17 protein-coding genes are annotated in these 20,535 nt (G+C 65.2%); 14 read left to right on the forward strand and 3 right to left on the reverse strand.

Features of this window, described 5'->3' with window-relative positions:
* Positions 1-93: 93 nt before the first annotated feature.
* Entirely contained in the window at positions 94-2,457 is a 2,364-nt protein-coding gene (locus AC3FJ6_RS16445; protein ID WP_488772881.1) for a Tex family protein, read from the reverse strand.
* Positions 2,458-2,634: 177 nt separating this feature from the next.
* Between AC3FJ6_RS16445 and AC3FJ6_RS16450 the strand changes: the two genes are divergently transcribed.
* The 3 genes from AC3FJ6_RS16450 to yoaA all read left to right on the forward strand — a co-directional run bounded on the left by AC3FJ6_RS16450 (position 2,635) and on the right by yoaA (position 6,060).
* Positions 2,635-3,441: a hypothetical protein gene (locus tag AC3FJ6_RS16450; RefSeq protein WP_488772882.1), complete on the forward strand. Its 807-nt coding sequence runs from the start codon at positions 2,635-2,637 to the stop codon at positions 3,439-3,441.
* A 58-nt stretch (positions 3,442-3,499) separates the two neighbouring features.
* Positions 3,500-3,703: a DUF465 domain-containing protein gene (locus tag AC3FJ6_RS16455; protein ID WP_029050639.1), complete on the forward strand. Its 204-nt coding sequence runs from the start codon at positions 3,500-3,502 to the stop codon at positions 3,701-3,703.
* Between the two features lie 251 nt (positions 3,704-3,954).
* A complete protein-coding gene (gene yoaA, locus AC3FJ6_RS16460) occupies positions 3,955-6,060 on the forward strand; it encodes a DNA repair helicase YoaA (protein WP_488773154.1) in 2,106 nt (701 codons plus the stop codon).
* A 123-nt stretch (positions 6,061-6,183) separates the two neighbouring features.
* On the opposite strand, the gene AC3FJ6_RS16465 is transcribed toward yoaA, so the two are convergent.
* Positions 6,184-7,014 (reverse strand): outer membrane protein assembly factor BamD, encoded by an 831-nt coding sequence (locus AC3FJ6_RS16465; RefSeq protein ID WP_029050638.1) that lies wholly within the window; start codon positions 7,012-7,014, stop codon positions 6,184-6,186.
* Positions 7,015-7,030: 16 nt separating this feature from the next.
* On the opposite strand from AC3FJ6_RS16465, the gene AC3FJ6_RS16470 reads away from it, so the two are divergent.
* Complete coding sequence (locus tag AC3FJ6_RS16470; RefSeq protein ID WP_488772883.1) at positions 7,031-8,254, forward strand: RluA family pseudouridine synthase; 1,224 nt, start codon at positions 7,031-7,033, stop codon at positions 8,252-8,254.
* Entirely contained in the window at positions 8,238-9,065 is an 828-nt protein-coding gene (gene pgeF, locus AC3FJ6_RS16475; RefSeq protein WP_488772884.1) for a peptidoglycan editing factor PgeF, read from the forward strand. Before AC3FJ6_RS16470 ends, pgeF begins: the two co-directional genes overlap by 17 nt.
* On the opposite strand, the gene AC3FJ6_RS16480 is transcribed toward pgeF, so the two are convergent.
* Positions 9,062-9,304, reverse strand: a complete 243-nt coding sequence (locus AC3FJ6_RS16480) for a hypothetical protein (protein WP_488772885.1) — start codon at positions 9,302-9,304, stop codon at positions 9,062-9,064. The two genes, pgeF and AC3FJ6_RS16480, sit on opposite strands and share 4 nt — an antisense overlap.
* Positions 9,305-9,625: 321 nt before the next feature.
* Here AC3FJ6_RS16480 and phaC point away from each other — a divergent pair, with 321 nt between their 5' ends.
* The 9 genes from phaC to AC3FJ6_RS16525 all read left to right on the forward strand — a co-directional run bounded on the left by phaC (position 9,626) and on the right by AC3FJ6_RS16525 (position 20,478).
* On the forward strand, positions 9,626-11,506 hold the full coding sequence (gene phaC / locus AC3FJ6_RS16485; RefSeq protein ID WP_488772886.1) for a class I poly(R)-hydroxyalkanoic acid synthase: 1,881 nt from the start codon (positions 9,626-9,628) through the stop codon (positions 11,504-11,506).
* A 75-nt stretch (positions 11,507-11,581) separates the two neighbouring features.
* Positions 11,582-12,760 carry an acetyl-CoA C-acetyltransferase gene (locus AC3FJ6_RS16490; RefSeq protein WP_153948118.1) on the forward strand — a complete coding sequence of 393 codons (1,179 nt, stop codon included), beginning with the start codon at positions 11,582-11,584 and terminating at the stop codon, positions 12,758-12,760.
* A gap of 108 nt (positions 12,761-12,868) precedes the next feature.
* On the forward strand, positions 12,869-13,609 hold the full coding sequence (locus AC3FJ6_RS16495) for a 3-ketoacyl-ACP reductase (protein ID WP_400394856.1): 741 nt from the start codon (positions 12,869-12,871) through the stop codon (positions 13,607-13,609).
* 427 nt (positions 13,610-14,036) lie between these two features.
* A complete protein-coding gene (gene phaR / locus AC3FJ6_RS16500; protein WP_153948120.1) occupies positions 14,037-14,588 on the forward strand; it encodes a polyhydroxyalkanoate synthesis repressor PhaR in 552 nt (183 codons plus the stop codon).
* Positions 14,589-14,860: 272 nt separating this feature from the next.
* Positions 14,861-15,655 (forward strand): hypothetical protein, encoded by a 795-nt coding sequence (locus tag AC3FJ6_RS16505; protein WP_488772887.1) that lies wholly within the window; start codon positions 14,861-14,863, stop codon positions 15,653-15,655.
* A 174-nt stretch (positions 15,656-15,829) separates the two neighbouring features.
* A complete protein-coding gene (gene rimO / locus AC3FJ6_RS16510; protein ID WP_488772888.1) occupies positions 15,830-17,203 on the forward strand; it encodes a 30S ribosomal protein S12 methylthiotransferase RimO in 1,374 nt (457 codons plus the stop codon).
* Between the two features lie 137 nt (positions 17,204-17,340).
* Positions 17,341-18,525 (forward strand): beta-ketothiolase BktB, encoded by a 1,185-nt coding sequence (bktB, locus tag AC3FJ6_RS16515; protein ID WP_488772889.1) that lies wholly within the window; start codon positions 17,341-17,343, stop codon positions 18,523-18,525.
* Between the two features lie 109 nt (positions 18,526-18,634).
* Positions 18,635-19,180 (forward strand): hypothetical protein, encoded by a 546-nt coding sequence (locus AC3FJ6_RS16520; RefSeq protein WP_488773155.1) that lies wholly within the window; start codon positions 18,635-18,637, stop codon positions 19,178-19,180.
* Positions 19,181-19,263: 83 nt separating this feature from the next.
* A complete protein-coding gene (locus tag AC3FJ6_RS16525) occupies positions 19,264-20,478 on the forward strand; it encodes a cystathionine beta-lyase (protein ID WP_400393108.1) in 1,215 nt (404 codons plus the stop codon).
* The last annotated feature ends 57 nt before the right edge of the window (positions 20,479-20,535 follow it).

Raw genomic sequence — 20,535 nt, forward strand, 5'->3', positions numbered from 1 at the left:
CTTGCTGACCGAGCCATAAAAAAACGCCCCGCATCGAGCGGGGCGTTTTTCGTTCTGGCGTGCGTTGCCGGGGTTGCCGGCGTGGCCGGTGGCTTAACGCTTCAGCTTGGCAAAGGCCGCGGCCATGGCGCCTTGCGTTTCGGGTTCGCGGCGGGCGTTGCCGCCGACGCCACGGTTGCCACCGTTGCTGCGCTGGCCCCGATCGGCCGGGCGGTCGCCGCCGCCGGCTCGGGCGGCCTGCTGGCCGGGTTCGTCGTCCAGGCGCATGGTCAGGCCGATACGGTTTCGCTTGACGTCCACTTCCATGACCTTGACCTTGACGATCTGACCGGCCTTGACCACTTCGTGCGCGTCCTTGACGAACTTCGTGGACAGCGCCGAGATGTGGACCAGTCCGTCCTGATGCACGCCGATGTCGACGAACGCACCAAAGGCTGCCACGTTCGTGACCACGCCTTCCAGGATCATGCCCGGCTGCAGGTCCTTCACGTCTTCCACGCCTTCCTGGAAGGTGGCGGTCTTGAACTCGGGGCGCGGGTCGCGGCCCGGCTTTTCCAGTTCGGTCAGGATGTCGCGCACGGTCGGCAGGCCGAACTTGTCGTCGGCAAACTGCTGCGGCGACAGGCCACGCAGGCTCTCGCGGTTGCCCATCACGTCCGGCAGGCCCTTCTTGATGTGGTCCAGGATCTTCTGCACCACCGGGTAGGCTTCCGGGTGCACCGACGAACGGTCCAGCGGGTTGTCCCCATTGTTGATGCGCAGGAAGCCGGCGGCCTGCTCGAACGTCTTGTCGCCCAGGCGCGGCACCTTTTTCAGCGATTCACGATTGCTGAATGCACCGTTGGCATCTCGGAATTCGACGATATTGCGCGCCAGCACCGAATTCAGGCCCGACACGCGCGCCAGCAGCGGGGCGGATGCGGTGTTCACGTCCACGCCCACCGCGTTCACGCAGTCTTCCACCACGGCGTCCAGCGCGCGGGCCAGTTCACGCTGGTTCACGTCGTGCTGGTACTGGCCCACGCCGATCGACTTGGGATCGATCTTGACCAGCTCGGCCAGCGGGTCCTGGAGGCGGCGCGCAATCGACACCGCGCCGCGCAGCGATACGTCCAGGTCCGGGAATTCCTTGGCGGCCAGTTCCGACGCCGAGTACACCGACGCGCCGGCTTCGCTGACCACGATCTTGGTCAGCTTCAGTTCCGGGGCGCTTTTTATCAGGTCCTGCACGAGCTTGTCGGTCTCGCGGCTGGCCGTGCCGTTGCCGATCGAGCAGAGCGCCACATTGTGCTGTCTGGCCAGCCGGGCCAGCGTGGCCAGCGAACCGTTCCAGTCACGGCGCGGCTCGTGCGGGTAGATCGTGGCGGTATCGAGCAGCTTGCCGGTGCTGTCCACCACGGCGATCTTGCAGCCTGTGCGGATGCCCGGGTCGATACCCATCACTGACTTCGGGCCCGCCGGCGCGGCCAGCAGCAGTTCGTGCAGGTTGCGGCCGAACACCTTGATGGCCTCGGCCTCGGCGGTCTCGCGCAGCTGGGTCAGCAGCTCGGTTTCCAGGTGCGGCTGCACCTTGACGCGCCAGCACCAGCGGCACACGTCGGCCAGCCATTTGTCGGCCGGACGGTTGCGGTTCTCGATGCCGACATGGCGCGCAATCATGCCTTCGCACGGGTGCGGCACCATGGCGTCCTGCTCCTCGCCCAGGCCAAGCTTGACCAGCAGCACGCCTGCGTTGCGGCCGCGGAACAGCGCCAGCGCACGGTGCGACGGCACGGTACGGAGGGTCTCGCTGTACTGGTAGTAGTCGCGGAATTTCTCTTCCTCGGCGGTTTCCTTGCCTTCCATGACCGTGGACGACACCACGCCGTTGTTCCACAGGTGGTCGCGCAGCTTGCCCAGCAGCTCGGCCGTTTCGCCAAACTGCTCGGACAGGATGTCGCGGGCGCCGTCCAGTGCGGCCTTGGTGTCAGGCACGCCGCCTTCGGCGGTGGGGTTGCCATTGACGTATTTGGCGGCCTCGGCTTGCGGGTCCAGTGTGGGGTCGGCCAGCAGCGCCTGCGCCAGCGGTTCCAGGCCGCATTCGCGGGCGATCTGGGCGCGCGTGCGGCGCTTTGGCTTGTAGGGCAGGTAGAGATCTTCGAGCGTCTGCTTGGTCTCGGCGCCCTCGATGGCGGCACGCAGCTCGTCGGTCAGCTTCCCCTGTTCCTCGATCGACGCCAGGATCGTGGCGCGGCGGTCTTCCATGTCGCGCAGGTACAGCAGGCGTTCTTCGAGATTACGCAGCTGCGTATCGTCGAGGTTGCCCGTCACTTCCTTGCGGTAGCGGGCGATAAACGGCACTGTGGCACCTTCGTCCAGGAGGTCCACGGCAGCCGCCACCTGGCGCGGTTGCACGGACAGTTCGGCCGCGATCAGCGACACAATCTTTTGCAGGACGGAAGCAGGCAGATTGGACATCGAGAAAACGAGTCAGTCGAAAGCGGGGCATTGTGCCACAAGCGCGGCGCGCATCCGGTGACGGGAAGACACCTTTTACACTGTCTTTTCCGCGGCTGGCGCGGGTGGTGCCCGCACGGCACCCGGCGCCCGGTTCGCGGTGCGGTCCGAGGGGGCCCCGGATGCTAGAATCGCGGCATGATCGTCAAGCCCCTTCCGGCCGTCATGGCTCGCCCGGTTTCCATTTCCGCTTCCCCGATTGCCACGCTGGCGCTGGCCGCGCTGATGCTGGCGGCGCCGCTGGGCACCGCGCACGCGCAGGCGTCGGCACCCGCTGCCGCCCCTTCGTTCGCGCCGCCGTCGGCGCCCACTGCGGCACCCATCCCGCCGGACCCGGGCAAGCCGCGCGACTTCGAGGCCGAGCGCAAGGCCATCAATGATTCGCGCGCATGGACCAATTACCGCTTCGCGGTTGCCGAGCGCGCGTGCTACAGCAAGTTCCTGGTGACCAACTGCATCGATAAGGCCAAGGACGTCCAGCGCGAGGAACTGCACGTGCTGCGCGCCCGGGATCTGGAAGTTGGCGATGCCGAGCGGGCGTACAAGGCGGCAACGCGCGATCGCGAGCAGGCCCTGCGCCGCGCCGAATACGAGGCCGGCCAGCCGGGCCGGGCGGCCAACGAGCAGGCCAGCCGGGAAGCCTTCGAACGCAAGCAGCAGGAACAGGCGCTGCGCGATGCGCAGGCCACGGGGCAGGCGCCCCAGCGCGCGGCCAATGCCGAGGCGTACCAGAAGAAACAGGACGATTACAACGCGCGCATGAAGGAAGCCCAGCAGAAGGGCGCCGAAAGCGCGCGCCAGCGTCAGGAAAACGTCAAGACTTACGAGCAGAAGCAGGCAGACGCCGTGCAGCGCCAGAAAGACCTGGACGAGCGGCGCGCACGTGCCGAGGAGAAGCAGAAGCAGGGCGGCCAGAATTCCGGGCCGAGCCCGTTCGGGTTCTGATTCGTTGGCAGGGTCGGGCGGGGCCGCTGGCCGCCGCCCTGGAGTACGAAGGCGCACCATGGATGAAAATCTCAACACGCTGGCGCGGCAGATCATCGAGTTGCAGATCGAACACCGCGACCTCGATTTCCTGATCGACCGGCTATCCGCCGATCCCGCCCACGATGAACTGCAGCTGCGCCGCCTGAAAAAGCGCCGCCTCAAGCTCAAGGACGCGATCACCTTGCTGCAGCTGCACCTGGAACCCGATGTTCCGGCCTGACGCCCCAGCAGCGGCGCGCTGGCCGGACGATCCGGCCAACGCAAGCGCGGCACACGCACCACATATCTCCCGTGGCAGGCCCACCGGCCACGGGTATCGAAGAAAGCCCCACCTTGCCAGATCCCACTGACGACCTCCTGTCCGATGCCGCCGAGGCGCCCGATGCCCGCGAACCCGCCGAATCGCCAGGCGACGCCGTGGCCGCGGCATCGGCCAGCCAGGCGGCCTCGCAAGCCGCCCAACTGTCGACGATGTTCGCCGACACGGGCACGCTGGCCACGGCCATCCCAGGCTACCGGCCGCGCGCGTCGCAGTTGAAGATGGCCCAGGCCGTGGCCAATGCCATCGGCCAGAACGACACGGTCATCGTCGAGGCCGGCACCGGCACCGGCAAGACCTTTGCCTACCTGGTGCCGGCCATGCTCTGGGGCGGCAAGGTCATCCTGTCCACCGGAACCAAGAACCTGCAGGACCAGCTGTTCCTGCGCGATATTCCGACGGTGCGCCATGCGCTGAACGTGCCGGTGTCGGTGTCGCTGCTCAAGGGGCGCGCCAATTACGTGTGCCACTACCATCTGGAGCGCGCGCAGGCCAACGGTCGGCTTGCATCGAAGCAGGATGCCGCGTGGCTGCGCGATATCGGGAAATTCGCCAAGACCACGGCGACCGGCGACAAGGCCGAACTGGCGGCCGTGCCCGAGAACGCGCCCGTCTGGCAGATGGTGACGTCCACGCGCGACAACTGCCTGGGCAGCGAATGCCCGAACTACAAGGAATGCTTTGTGATGCGCGCCCGCAAGGAAGCGCAGCAGGCCGATGTGGTGGTGGTGAACCATCACCTGTTCTTTGCGGACGTGGTGCTGCGCGATACCGGCATGGCCGAACTGCTGCCGGCCGCCAACACCGTGATCTTCGACGAAGCCCACCAGCTGCCGGAAACGGCGACGCTGTTCTTCGGCGAAACGCTGTCCACCAGCCAGTTGCTCGAACTGGCACGCGACACCGTGGCCGAAGGGCTGTCACATGCCCGCGACGCCGTGGACTGGGTCGCGCTGGGCGCGCCGCTGGAGCGTGCCGCGCGCGACTTGCGGCTGGCGTTCGGCCGCGACAACGTGCGCATGGCGATGGGGCAGATCGATGCCGATCCGCGCACCGCCGAGCCGTTCTACGAAACGCTGGACGCGCTGGAAGAGGCGCTGGCGGGGTTTGTCGAGGCGCTGGAATCGCAGGCCGAGCGCGCCGAAACGCTGGAGCAATGCCACCGCCGGGCCGTGGAGCTGGCCAACAAGCTGGAAGTCTGGCGGGACGATCGCGCTGCCGCGCCGCCGCCGGCCCCCGCCCCCGCATCGTCCGCCGAGACGGCGGCCGAGGCCGCCGGGGGCGACGCCGAGACCCCGCCGCCGCCCGCGCCTGCCCAGTTCGGCCCCGATACCGTGCGCTGGGTCGAAGTGTTCTCGCACACCGTCCAGCTGCACCGCACGCCGTTGTCGATCGCGCCGATCTTCACGCGCCAGCGCGAAGGCCATCCCCGCGCCTGGATCTTTACTTCGGCGACGCTGTCGGTGAAGGGCAATTTCGCCCACTACGCGGCGCAGCTCGGGCTGAACAAGGATCAATCACTGACGCTGCCCAGTCCGTTCGACTACGCGAAGCAGGGCCTGCTCTACGTGCCGCGCGACATGCCACCGCCGAATTCGCCCCAGTTCACGGAAGCCGTGGTCGAAAGGGCGCTGCCGCTGATCGAGGCGGCTGGCGGCCGGACGTTCCTGCTCTGTACCACGCTGCGTGCGGTGCAGAAGGCATCGGACATGCTCTACGACCTGTTCGCCGCACGCGGCATCAACCTGCCGCTGCTGGTGCAGGGGCAGGCCAGCCGCACCGAACTGCTGGACCGCTTCCGTCAACTCGGTAACGCGGTGCTGGTCGGCAGCCAGAGCTTCTGGGAAGGTGTAGATGTGCGCGGCGAGGCGCTTTCCCTGGTGATCATCGACAAGCTGCCGTTTGCGCCGCCCGACGACCCGGTGCTGGCCGCCCGCATGGAGGTGCTGCAGAAAAAGGGCCTGAGCCCGTTTGCCGTACACCAGCTGCCGCACGCGGTGATTACGCTGAAGCAGGGCGCCGGGCGCCTGATCCGTTCGGAATCGGATCGCGGCGTGCTGGCCATCTGCGACACCCGGCTCGTAGAAAAGCCATACGGCCGGCAGATCTGGCAGAGCTTGCCGCCGTTCACGCGTACGCGCGAGGCCGAAACGGTGGTCCGGTTCCTGGAAAGTCTGCGCCAGCCGGCCGGCGAGGCAGGCACCGACGCCACGCCTGGCGGCGAGGCGGACGGTGAAGGGGAACGCGGCGAGGTATAGACGGGCCGGGCGGGGCCGCCGTGGCGGCTAAAGCGCCAGCAAGCAACCAACGCCATCGCCAAAAAACGAAAAAGCCCGACCTTGCGTCGGGCTTTTCTCATGCTCCGGCCAGGCCGGGCGTCGTCAGAACACTTCCCACCAGGACTTGTCCTTGCGGCGCTGTCCGTACTTGATGAAATCGCTGTTCGGGTAGTTGCGTTCCATCACGCGTGCCGCGTCGTCGCGCAGGTCTTTCATGCCCAGCGCATCGTACGACCGCACCATGATGTACAGCGCCTCTTCGTTGGCCGGCGCGCCATCGTAGTCCTTGAGCGCCTGCTGCGCGCGGTTCACGGCCGCCAGGTAGGCCCCGCGGCGGTAGTAGTAACGCGCGGCGTGGACTTCGTGCTGGGCCAGCGCGTTGACGATGTACTGCATGCGCAGCGTGGCGTCCGGCGTGTACTTGCTGTCCGGATAGCGCGTGATCAGGGTCTGGAACGCGTCATAGGCGGCGCGGGCTGCCTTGGGGTCGCGTTCGCTGAGATCCTGGCCCGAGAAGCGGCCAAGCCAGCCGAGGTTGTCGTTGAAGTTGATCAGGCCCTTGAGGTAGTAGGCGTAATCGATGTTCGGGTGGCTCGGGTGCAGCTGGATGAAGCGGTCCACGGCAGCCAGCGCGGCAGCGGTCTCGCCATCCTTGTAGTTGGCGTAGGCGGTATCGATCTGGGCCTGCTGTGCATAGCGGCCAAACGGATAGCGGCCCTCGAGCTTTTCGTACAGCTTGACGGCGCGCGTGTAGTCGCCGCCATCGAGGGCATCCTTGGCTTCCGAATATAATTTGTTGGCCGACCAGCCGGCGGTTTCGTCAGGCTGGTCTCCCAGCAGGCCGCATGCCGATAGCATGACGCATCCGCCTGCGAGCAAAACCGCTCCAATTTTCGCGCGCCAGTTCGCGCGTTTGATGCTCTGCAATTGCATGGGCAACCTGTTCCGGATGAAAAAAAATAGCGCCAAGCATTATAGCCGAAGCCCCAAGACCGAAACCGGTCTGGAACGCCACACCGCAAAAGCCGACGTGACCCACGAGGAATCCGAAGACTTCGACGACCATTTCGACGAGGGCGACGAAGGGGGACCGACGGACGAATTCAATGACGAGGTGCCTGCCACGGCGCCTGCCGCGCCTGACCTGATGCCACTGTACCTGGAAGTCGATAGCGCGGCGCACGGCGAGCGGCTCGACAAGCTGCTCGCGCGGCATTTCAACGAATTTTCGCGCAGCCGCATCCAGCAGTGGATCGAGGATGGCGCCGTCCGCGTGGACGGCGAGCCTAGTCGCGCCAAGGCGTCCGTCCAGATGGGTCAGCAGATCGAGATCCGGCCCCAGGCCGCGCCGGAATCGATGGCGTTTACGGCAGAGGACGTGCCGCTGGACGTGCTGTACGAGGACGACGCCCTGCTGGTCATCAACAAGCCGGCCGGACTGGTGGTGCATCCTGCCGCAGGCAACTGGAGCGGCACGGTGCTCAATGGCCTGCTGCATCGCGACCCGCACGCGGCGCGCCTGCCGCGCGCCGGCATCGTGCATCGGCTGGACAAGGAAACGTCGGGCCTGATGGTGGTAGCACGCACGCTGACTGCGCAGACCGACCTGGTACGGCAGCTGCAGGCCCGCACGGTCAAGCGCACGTATATCGCGCTGGTCTGGGGCGAGACGCCCGACGAGGGCACCATCGATGCGCCGATCGGGCGCGATCCGCGCGAGCGCACGCGGATGGCCATCGTGCATACCAACAGCGGCAAGCCGTCGCGCACCCACTTCGAAACGCTTGGCACGGTGCCGCTGGGCCGCTCGAAGGTGTCGATGGTGATGTGCCAGCTGGAAACCGGGCGCACGCACCAGATTCGCGTGCATTTCGAGTCCATTGGCCATCCTCTTGTGGGAGATCCGGTCTATCACAAGGCGACGCAGCGCGGCCAGCGCCCGGCCGTGCGCGTTCCGCTGCCGGTGCCGTTCACCCGGCAGGCGCTGCACGCATACCGGCTGGGGCTGATGCATCCGGTGACGGGCCGCAAGAAATCATGGGAAGCCGAGCCGCCCGAAGACCTGCAGGCGCTGATCGATGCGCTCGACTTCGAGCGGTATGCCGACGAAGACGACGAGGACGAGGGCGAGCCCGAGTGGTACGAAGGAGAGGCCGATGACGATGACGACTGACCGGACGACGGTTGACCCGATGGCCGGTGACGCGGCCTGGATCGTCCCGGACTGGCCGGCGCCAGCCCGGGTGCGCGCGCTGTCCACCACGCGAAAGGGGGGTGTCAGCGCGGGTCCGTATGGCCTTGCAGACGGTAGCGCCGGAGGGCTCAACCTGGGCACGCACGTCGGCGATGATCCGGCTGCCGTGGCCACCAACCGCGCCCGGCTGGCCAGCTACCTGCCGGCCATGCCTCGGTGGCTGGAGCAGGTGCATGGATGCGGCGTGGCGACAGCCGATGACGCGGGCCAAGGCGACGATGTGCCGCGCGCCGATGCCAGCGTGAGTGCCACGCCCGGACACGTCTGCGCGATCATGACGGCCGACTGCCTGCCCGTGTTGCTGTGCAATACGGAAGGCACGGTGGTGGGTGCCGCTCACGCCGGCTGGCGTGGGCTTTGCGATGGCGTGATCGAGGCCACCTTGGCACGCATGGCAGCACGAGCGGGCGCCCAGGCGCAGTGGCTGGCCTGGCTCGGGCCGGCGATCGGCCCCGATGCCTTCGAAGTGGGGCCCGAGGTACGCGAAGCGTTCCTGCAGCAGGCCGTGCCCGACGAGCGTGCGGCAGTGGCGGCGGCGTTCATCGCGGGCGGACCCGGCAAATTCCTGGCCGATCTGTATGCACTCGCACGCATTCGCCTGGCGCGCGCTGGCTGCACGCAGGTGTTCGGCGGCAATGCCTGCACGGTGCGCGAGGCCGAGCGCTTCTACTCCTATCGCCGCGACCGCACCACGGGCCGCATGGCCACGCTGGTCTGGCTGGCCGACTAGGGCCCGGCAGCGCCATCGTCCGGAAGCCGTGCCGCCTGTGCCGAGGCGGCTTGGGCGGCGTCACGGGCTTCCTGCGCACGGCGCCTGCGACGCCGGCCCGGCGTCCCCATGATGTACATCACGATCGACACCGGCGCCAGTCCGTACAGCAGAAACGTGGCCACACCGGCGACGACGCTGGTCTCGGTGATGGCCATCATCAGGGCGACGTAAAGCCAGCCAATTGCCACGATATACATCAGGCTTTCATCTTTCTCGAATAGGGGTTGGGCCGGCCCGGCAACCCGCGCCAGCATTACCGTCCGGTAGGTCGGGCTTCACTTATTCGCCCCCCGCATCGCAATGCGGATTTCCGCATTGACAGTCTCTCCATTGCAAGGCAACAATGCCTCGAAATGTATCGGAACCGAGGAACGATTCCAGGGTTTCGCCGGCAAGCATAGCGTAAGAGCCAAGCAGCCCTGGGCAGCTTGCGGACGCAACCCGGGATACGGGGCGGGTCGGGAGACAGTTACCCCGAGCCCGTCATCCACTACGACAGGCAGAGAGACGATCACATCATGGCGACCGGCAAAGGTGCGGCAGCTTCCGGAAAGGAAGACAAGTCCCAACCGTTTCAATTTGCGCCGGGGCCATTCGATCCAGCTGCATGGCTGGAATGGTCCCGTCAGTGGGCCCCTGAAACCAACGGCGAGATGCCGGCCGGTTTCCCGGCGGGTCTGGCCGGTGCATTCCCCGGTGGCTTTCCCGCGGGCGATGCCTTCGCCAAGGCGTTCCAGCAGGCGTTTCCGACTGGCGGTGCGAACGGCGGCGCCGTGAAGATTTCGCCGGACCAGCTGGCCGGCATCCAGCAACGCTATCTGAAGGACTTTGCCGAGCTCTGGCGCGAAATGGGCGAGGGCGCCATGGTCGCCAACGGCCATCCCGGCGGCAACGGCAATGCGGGTGCCAGCGAACGCTTGTCCGATCGCCGCTTCGCCAGTCCTGCCTGGCGCAACAACGCGCCATACCGGTATACCGCTGCGTTCTATCTGCTGACGGCGCGCGCCATGACCGAACTGGCCGATGCCGTGGAAGCCGACCCGAAGGTGCGCCAGCGCATCCGCTTCGCGGTGTCGCAATGGGTCGATGCCATGTCGCCGGCCAACTTCCTGGCCACCAATCCCGATGCCCAGCAGCGCCTGATCGAATCGGGCGGCGAATCGCTGCGCAACGGCGTGCGCAACATGCTGGAAGACCTGCAGCGCGGCAAGATCTCGCAGACCGATGAGAAGGCCTTCGAAGTGGGCCGCAACGTGGCGGTGACCGAAGGCGCCGTGGTCTACGAGAACGAGTACTTCCAGCTGCTGCAGTACAAGCCGCTGACCGACAAGGTCTACGCCCGGCCGCTGCTGCTGGTGCCCCCGTGCATCAACAAGTATTACATCCTCGACCTGCAGCCTGAAAGCTCGCTGGTGCGGCACGCCGTGGAAAACGGCCACACGGTCTTCCTGGTGTCGTGGCGCAACCCCGATGCCTCGATGGCCGAGCGCACGTGGGACGACTACATCGAGCACGCGGCCATCCGCGCGATCGAGGTGACGCGCGATATCAGCGGGCAGGACCAGATCAACGTGCTGGGCTTCTGTGTGGGTGGCACCATCGTCTCGACCGCGCTGTCCGTGCTGGCCGCGCGTGGCGAACGGCCGGCAGCGAGCCTGACGCTGCTGACCACACTGCTCGATTTCTCCGATACCGGCATCCTCGACGTATTCGTCGACGAAGCACACGTGCAACTGCGCGAAGCCACGCTGGGCGGCGCGTCCGGTGCGCCTTGCGGCCTGCTGCGCGGCGTGGAGCTGGCCAACACGTTCTCGTTCCTGCGACCTAACGACCTGGTGTGGAACTACGTGGTGGACAACTACCTGAAGGGCAATACGCCTGTGCCGTTCGACCTGCTGTTCTGGAACGGCGACGCCACCAATCTGCCAGGCCCCTGGTATTGCTGGTACCTGCGCCACACCTACCTGCAGGATGAACTCAAGGTGCCTGGCAAGCTGACCGTCTGCAACGCCCCGGTGGACCTGGGCAAGATCGACGTGCCGACCTATATCTACGGGTCACGCGAAGACCATATCGTGCCGTGGATGGCTGCCTATGCATCGACCGCGCTGCTGAAGAACAAGCTCCGCTTCGTGCTGGGCGCCTCTGGCCATATCGCCGGCGTGATCAATCCGCCCGCGAAGAAGAAGCGCAGCCACTGGACCAACGATGCGCTGCCCGAATCGGCCCAGGAATGGCTGGCCGGCGCCCAGGAGCACCCGGGCAGCTGGTGGCCCGACTGGATGGCCTGGCTGGGCAAGCAGGCAGGCCCGAAGCGCGCCGCACCCGACGCGCTGGGCAACGAACATTACCCGCCGGTGGAGCCGGCGCCCGGCCGCTACGTCCGACAGCGCGCCTGATTTCATGCGGGCTGGCCGTGACGGCCGGCCCGGTTTCGAACCGATCCGCGATTCGCTTTCTCGAAAGGACCTGAAATGACCGACATCGTCATTGTTTCCGCAGCCCGTACCGCAGTAGGCAAGTTCGGTGGCTCCCTGGCGAAGATCCCGGCGCCTGAACTGGGCGCCATCGTGATCAAGGCCGCGCTCGAGCGCGCCGGCGTGAAGCCGGACCAGGTGAGCGAAGTGATCATGGGCCAGGTGCTGACGGCCGCTTCGGGCCAGAACCCGGCGCGCCAGGCATCGCGCAAGGCCGGCCTGCCGGACATGGTGCCGGCCATGACCATCAACAAGGTGTGCGGCTCTGGCCTGAAGGCGGTCATGCTGGCCGCCAACGCCATCATTGCCGGCGAAGCCGAAATCGTGGTGGCTGGCGGCATGGAGAACATGAGCGCCGCACCGCACGTGCTGCCGGGCTCGCGCGACGGCTTCCGCATGGGCGACACCAAGCTGGTGGACTCGATGATTGTTGACGGCCTGTGGGACGTCTACAACCAGTACCACATGGGCATCACGGCCGAAAACGTGGCCAAGGAATACGGCATCACGCGCGAAGCCCAGGATGAGTTCGCCGTGGGATCGCAGAACAAGGCCGAAGCCGCCCAGAAGGCCGGCAAGTTCGACGAGGAAATCGTGCCGGTGCTGATTCCGCAGCGCAAGGGCGATCCGGTGGCCTTCAAGACCGACGAGTTCGTGCGCCAGGGCGCCACGCTGGACAGCATGGCCGGCCTGAAGCCCGCCTTCGACAAGGCCGGCACGGTGACCGCCGCCAATGCATCGGGCCTGAACGACGGCGCCGCCGCCGTGGTGGTGATGTCGGCGGCCAAGGCCAAGGAACTGGGCCTGACGCCGCTGGCCACGATCAAGGCCTACGCCAACGCGGGCGTGGATCCGGCCGTGATGGGCATGGGTCCGGTCCCGGCCAGCAAACGCTGCCTGTCGCGCGCCGGCTGGGGCGTCAAGGACCTGGATCTCATGGAAATCAATGAAGCCTTCGCCGCCCAGGCCCTGGCCGTGCACAAGGAAATGGGCTGGGACCAGTCGAAGATCAACGTGAACGGTGGCGCCATCGCCATCGGCCATCCGATCGGTGCATCGGGCTGCCGCATTCTGGTGACCCTGCTGCACGAAATGAAGCGTCGTGACGCGAAGAAGGGCCTGGCCTCGCTGTGCATCGGCGGCGGCATGGGCGTGGCGCTGGCAGTCGAGCGCTGATTGCAGGAGGGCATGCCGGCGGCGCGTGCCGAGGAACGTCTACCTGCCGGCATCGATACAGACCTGAGCATCGATAACAACGATCGAGCGAGCCAACTAGGAGTGGATATGACTCAGCGCATTGCATATGTGACCGGCGGCATGGGTGGCATCGGAACCGCGATTTGCCAGCGTCTGGCCAAGGACGGATTCAAGGTGGTGGCGGGCTGCGGTCCGAACTCGCCACGCCGCGAGAAGTGGCTCGAACAACAGCGCGCGCTCGGCTACGAGTTCGTGGCGTCCGAAGGCAACGTGGCCGACTGGGATTCGACCAAGACGGCCTTCGACAAGGTCAAGGCAGAAGTGGGCGAAGTGGATGTGCTGGTCAACAACGCCGGCATCACGCGCGACGTGGTCTTCCGCAAGATGACGCGGGCCGACTGGGACGCCGTGATCGACACCAACCTGACGTCGCTGTTCAACGTGACCAAGCAGGTGATCGACGGCATGGCCGACCGTGGCTGGGGCCGGATCATCAATATTTCGTCGGTGAACGGCCAGAAAGGCCAGTTCGGCCAGACGAACTACTCGACGGCGAAGGCAGGCCTGCACGGCTTCACGATGGCGCTGGCGCAGGAAATGGCCACCAAGGGCGTGACTGTGAACACGGTGTCGCCGGGCTATATCGCCACCGATATGGTCAAGTCCATCCGTCAGGACGTGCTGGACAAGATCGTCGGCACGATCCCGGTCAAGCGCCTGGGCGAGCCGGCTGAGATTGCTTCGATCTGTGCCTGGCTGGCATCGGAAGAGTCCGGTTTTTCGACCGGAGCCGACTTCTCGCTGAACGGCGGCCTGCACATGGGCTGACGCCGGCGGCCTGCGTTGGAGCGTCGGGTTGATGCGGCGCATCCAGCGCAGTGCACAAGCGGATATTCCGGGCCAACCGATCGGCCCCGGGAACAGGCCGCCCGCATGCCATCCGGCGCGCGGGCGGCCTTTTTTTCAGGCCTTTTGGGTAAACGGCCGGGGTTTGCTGCGGGTTTTCCTTAAACACTGCCGACTTTCCATAGTGCTTTCTTGAGCATAGAATCAGGGCAATGGCGCAACCGGCACCAAAGAAGAGCGTTTCTCACGGGTCTGGTCCGGTTGTATCTTGCGCGCCTGCGGCGTCGATCCCGCCCGGGACGACGCGTCCATTGCGCACTGCACCGCATGCGGTGCAGCAGCGTTGCGACCAGGCGCAGCAGCGGATGCCAACCGCCGGCATCAGCGACGACAAAAGGATAGAGCACCGATGGCCACGACCAAGAAAGGCGCAGAGCGACTGATCAAGAAATATCCCAATCGCCGGCTCTACGATACGCAGACCAGCACCTACATCACGCTCGCGGACGTCAAGCAGCTGGTCATGGATACCGAGGAATTCAAGGTCGTCGACGCAAAGACGGGCGAGGAACTCACGCGCAGTATCCTGCTGCAGATCATCCTGGAAGAAGAAACGGGCGGCGTGCCGATGTTTTCGAGCGCCATGCTGTCGCAGATCATTCGTTTCTACGGCCATGCCATGCAGGGCATGATGGGCACCTACCTGGAAAAGAACATCCAGGCCTTCATCGACATCCAGAACAAGCTTGCCGAGAACTCGAAGGGCCTGTATTCGGGCGAGGCGTTCAGCCCGGACATGTGGTCGCAGTTCATGAACCTGCAAGGCCCGATGATGCAGGGGATGATGAGCAACTATATCGAGCAGAGCAAGAACCTGTTTGTACAGATGCAGGAACAGATGCAGAACCAGGCCAAGAGCATGTTCGGCACGTTCCCGTTCAACCAGTCTGACAAGAAGTAAGCGGCCTTCCGCCCGCGCCGATCAGGCCCTGCACGTGCAGGGCCTTTTTCGTTGTGCGGCGGCGACGAGATGTTGCGAATGTCTGGCGAATTGCCACATTGGTGTTGCACTCCCCGGAGGGCGATGTCCACGGCAGGTCTTCTGTGGTGCAATCGGCCGAACCCTGAGCAACGGGTACCCGCTGATCCCAATTTCTTTCGCTGCACGATGGCATGCCGCACGCCAACCCACACGGGGCGCGCCGCCATCGGGCCCGAACTGGAGGCACGTCCATGTCCAGCCAAGCCGCTACCTGGGGCCTTGAGCCGGATCCTGTCGAATCGCCGCAATTCACGAATGTCCTGGAGTTTGCACTCGGTCTGTACGGCCAAATGGCCCACATTCAGCACGAGGTTGGCGCGTTGTCGGCGGCCCACCCGCGGATCGAGGAGCGAATCGATGCGACGCAGGCCCTGGTCGGCGCCTCCGAAACCCGTCTCGGCGGACAGATCGTTGAAGTCGAGGCGCGCCTGACGGACCGCATTCGCGAATCGGAAGCCCGCATGACCCAGGCGCTGGCGGCGTCGGAGAAAAGGGGCGAGTCGCTGATCGCCAGGGTGCTGCAGGAAATTGACGCCCGTTCCGAAGCGCGCTTTAGCCGGATGGACGCCAGGTTTGACGCCATCGACGCGAAATTCGAAATCGTAGACGCCAAGTTCGATGCCATCGACGCCCGATTCGACCAGATGGACGCGCGGTTCGACCAGATGGACGCCCGGATGGACAAGATGGACGGCCGGATGGACAAGATGGACGGCCGGATGGACAAGATGGACGAGCGGTTCGACAGGATGGATGCCCGGTTCGACAGGACGGACGACAGGTTCGACAAATCTGATGCACGGGTGGACAAGCTGGAAGTCAACCTTGGAGATCGCATCCAGGCCGGTAACGAAAAGATCTCCGCCCTGAAAGACCGTCTCAACAAGGTCTTCTGGGTGGCCTCAGGCGGCGGCATCGTGCTGGGCCTGGCAGTGGGCTGGAAGCCGATCATCGAACGCGTCGGAGGTATGGCAGGCCTGTCGTAGCGTGGTTTGCGCCCATTTGGTTCCCCCGTGCGCCAATCCCGCCCGCTCGGGGTAAAATCTCGGCCTTTCATGGCAATGACGGCGCCCGGCAGGCTCGCCGGGTGCCACTAGACCAGCGCGGCGCACCACCGGGGACGGTAGGGCGCGCCCAGATCCCCACATTCGCGGTGCCCCATGTCGTCTGATACCAATCTGTCCAACCCTGCGCCGAAAGTCGGCTTTGTTTCACTTGGCTGCCCCAAGGCCCTGGTCGACTCCGAGCAGATCATTACGCAGCTGCGCGCCGAAGGCTATGCCATTAGCGGCACCTACGACGGTGCCGATCTCGTGGTGGTGAACACCTGCGGGTTCATCGACGAGGCCGTGCAGGAAAGCCTGGACGCCATTGGCGAAGCGCTGACCGAGAACGGCAAGGTCATCGTGACCGGCTGCCTGGGCGCCAAGAAGGACGCGACGGGACACGATATCGTGTCGTCGGTGCACCCGAAGGTGCTGGCGGTCACGGGACCGCATGCGCTGGGCGAAGTGATGCAGGCCGTGCATACGCATCTGCCAAAGCCGCACGATCCGTTTACAGATCTGGTGCCGGCCGCGGGCATCAAGCTGACCCCCAAGCACTATGCCTATCTGAAGATTTCGGAAGGCTGCAACCATCGGTGCTCGTTCTGCATCATCCCGTCGATGCGGGGCGACCTGGTTTCGCGCCCGGTGGCCGAAGTGATGCTGGAAGCCGAAAACCTGTTCAAGGCCGGCGTCAAGGAACTGCTCGTGATCTCCCAGGACACCAGCGCCTACGGCGTGGACGTCAAGTACCGCACGGGCTTCTGGGCGGGCCGGCCGTTGAAGACGCGCATGACCGAACTGGTGGCGGCCCTTGGCGAGCTGGCCAGCCAGTATGGCGCCTGGGTGCGGCTGCACTATGTCTATCCGTATCCGCATGTGGACGAGATCATTCCGCTGATGAACCAGGGCAATGTGCTGCCGTACCTCGATGTGCCGCTCCAGCACGCGCATCCGGATGTGCTCAAGCGCATGAAGCGTCCGGCCAACGCCGAAAAGACCCTGGACCGCATCCGTGCATGGCGCGAAATCTGCCCCGAGTTGACGATCCGCAGCACGTTTATCGCCGGTTTTCCGGGGGAAACGGAGGCCGAATTCCAGACGCTGCTCGACTTCATTGCCGAAGCCGAGCTGGACCGCGTGGGATGCTTCGCCTATTCGCCGGTCGAGGGTGCAACCGCCAACGACCTGCCGGGCGCGCTGCCCGACGAGGTGCGTGAAGAGCGCCGTGCGCGGTTCATGGAAGTTGCCGAGGCCGTGTCGGCACGCAGGCTCCAGCGCAAGGTGGGGCAGACGCTGCGGGTACTCGTCGACGAAGTGAACCAGGACGGCGGCATTGGTCGGTCGTCCGCCGATGCGCCGGAAATCGACGGTCTGGTCTATATCGACCCGGCCGCCAAGCCGTCGCAGCGTTTCAAGACCGGGGACTTTGTGAACGTCAAGATCACCGGTGCCGATGGTCATGATCTCTGGGGTGAGATCGCCTGAACCCGGTATCGGCTTTTGGGGCCGGACCCGGCAGACCAAAGTGTGCCTGTCCAGACAATTAGGTAAAAGTACGGTCGTTCGCTTTTGCGTGGCGGCGACTATACTGTGCACCGCAACATAACGCATGGAGACAAGACATGACGCGTGAAGTGGTGGTTGTCAGCGGTGTGCGCACCGCAATCGGTACCTTTGGTGGCAGCCTGAAGGACCTGGCCCCGACTGAACTGGGTGCGCTGGTGGTGCGCGAGGCGCTGGCCCGCGCCAATGTGTCAGGCGACGACGTGGGTCACGTCGTATTCGGCAATGTGATCCAGACTGAACCGAAAGACATGTACCTGGGCCGCGTGGCGGCCGTGAACGGTGGTGTTTCCATCAATGCGCCCGCGCTGACCGTGAACCGCCTGTGCGGTTCGGGCCTGCAGGCGATTGTCAGCGCCGCGCAGACGATCCTGCTGGGCGACGCCGATGTGGCCATTGGCGGCGGTGCCGAAAGCATGAGCCGCGCCCCGTATCTGGCGCCGATGGCCCGCTGGGGCGCGCGCATGGGTGACGCCAAGCTGGTCGATATGATGCTGGGCGCGCTGCACGACCCGTTCCACACGATTCACATGGGTGTGACGGCCGAGAATGTCGCGAAGGAATACGACATTTCCCGCCAGCAGCAGGACGAAGCCGCGCTGGAATCGCACCGCCGGGCGTCGGCCGCCATCAAGGCTGGCCACTTCAAGGACCAGATCGTTCCGGTCACGTTGAAGTCGCGCAAGGGCGATGTCGTTTTCGATACCGACGAGCATGTGCGCCACGAAGCCACCATGGAAGACATGACGAAGCTGAAGCCGGTTTTCGTCAAGGAAAACGGTACGGTGACGGCTGGCAATGCCTCGGGTCTCAATGACGCCGCCGCCGCAGTGGTGCTGATGGAGCGGGCAGAAGCGGAGCGCCGCGGGCTGAAGCCGCTGGCACGTCTGGTCTCCTACGGCCATGCCGGCGTCGATCCCAAGACGATGGGGATCGGTCCCGTGCCGGCTACCAAAATTGCGCTCGAGCGTGCCGGCCTGTCGGTCAAGGATCTGGACGTGATCGAGGCCAACGAAGCATTCGCGGCGCAGGCCTGCGCGGTGACCAAGGCGTTGGGGCTGGATCCGGCCAAGGTCAATCCGAACGGTTCGGGCATTTCGCTGGGCCATCCGATTGGTGCCACGGGCGCCCTGATCACCGTGAAGGCGGTGCATGAATTGCAGCGCGTGCAGGGTCGCTACGCGCTGGTGACCATGTGCATCGGCGGCGGACAGGGAATTGCCGCGAACTTCGAGCGCATTTAACGTCACTTTGCGCGCGATTGCCGAGGAAGCCGTCTTGTCCCGTACCGTTCTGTCCTGTCTGCTGCATTCAATAATCGTTGCCGCGACGCTGTCGCTGCCGGCAACGGCCATGGCTGCCGCTGACGAGTTGTCGACAGGAACCGGGCAGGGCGGCGGCTTCGGCATCAATGACGCCATCCGCGCTGGGGAAGCCGCGCGCGGGGCGTCGTTGTCGACCGGACCGGTTCGCATGCTGTCTCCCCGCCAGGAGTACGCGCACTATCCGACTTACGTCGGCACGGTGGGCGACAAGCCAGTGCGCATGCGGATCGCGCCGAAGACCGACACACGAGACAGCCTGCAGGGCGAGTACCAGATTGGGGATGGGAAGGGCGTGCGATTGCTGTCCGGGGAATGGGACAACGGCGCATTCCTGATGGAGGAGTCGGACGACGGCACGCGTGTGTCCGGCAACTGGGAAGGTCAGATCGACCGGAATGGCGCGGTGCGTGGCACATGGACCGATGCCTACAATCCGGCGATCGTCTTGCCTTTTTTTATTCGCCCGTTTGGCGGATATCTGGTGATTCCGCCGTTTGACACGAATCCGGGCAGTGGCGTCACCTATGCGCCGCCGGCCCCCAAGTCAACGATCTCGACGGGCAAGTCCCGCTAACGGGTCGGCGCCACATCACGTGGCGAGCGCGGCATTTGCTGGTAAGCTCGGACGCCTGATCCGAATTTTCCAGGGAATACGCCGTGTCTGCATCTGACTCTTCCCGCAACGCCCCCCGCTATATCCAGACCACCGCGGTCCAGCCTGAACTGGATATCGCGCCAGGTTTCGATTCCTTTTCCACGCCAACGTACCGCGGCTCGACGATCGTCTTCCGCAATCTTGCCGAACTGCGCGCCTATGGTGATCGCAGCAAGACGTACTGGCGCTACGGCCTGCATGCCACGCCCACCAGCGAGGCACTGTGCCAGCAACTGGCGCAGATTGAAGGTGGCCGGCACACATTGCTGCTGCCATCGGGCATGGGCGCCATCTCGCTGGTGTACTTTGCCTTGCTGCGGACCGGCGACGATGTGCTGGTGCCCGACAACGTCTATGGCCCGAACCGCGACCACGGCGAATGGCTGGCGCGTGAATTCGGCGTGACGGTGCGCTACTACCATCCGTCGATTGGCGCCGGAATCGCTTCGCTGATCCAGCCGAATACGCGGCTGATCTGGATGGAAGCACCCGGCTCCGTGACGATGGAGGTGCCCGACACCGACGCCATCGCCTCGGTGGCGCGGGCGCGCGGCGTGCTGACCGCCATCGACAATACGTGGTCGGCCGGCGTCTATTTCAAGCCTTTCGAGAAGGGCATCGATATCTCGGTGCAGGCGCTGACGAAATACCAGTCCGGGGGCAGTGATGTCCTGATGGGTGCCGTCATCACGCAGGACGACAAGGTGCATGACCGCCTCAAGCGTACCCGCATGATCATGGGCTGGGGCGTGTCGGCGGACGATTGCTTCCTGGTCTTGCGCGGGCTTGCCAGCATGCCGGTACGCCTGGCGGCGCACGACCGTGCGGCACGTGAAGTTGCCGAATGGCTCAAGCAGCGTCCGGAGGTGACCCGCGTGTTGCATCCAGCCTTGCCCGATTGCCCGGGCCACGCGGAATGGTTGCGCGATTTTTCCGGGGCCAGCGGACTGTTTTCGATCATCCTGCATGACCGCTTTTCGCGCGAGCAGGTGGATGCGTTCGTCGAGGCCCTGAAGCTCTATGCGATCGGATGGTCCTGGGGCGGCGCGCATAGTCTGGCGGTGCCGTACCACATCGACACGATGCGGCCGGCGGGCACCTGGCCGCCGGAAGGCTGGACGAACGCCGGGGAGCTTGTACGCCTGTACATTGGCCTGGAAGACACGCGCGACCTGATTGGCGATCTGAAGCAGGCGATGGAAAGCTGCCTGCGCTAGCCGCCAGCGCCCCGTAGCAGTAAAAATGCCCCGCCGATGCGGGGCTTTCTGTTTGCT

This window comes from Cupriavidus sp. 94F1 (assembly GCF_057798875.1).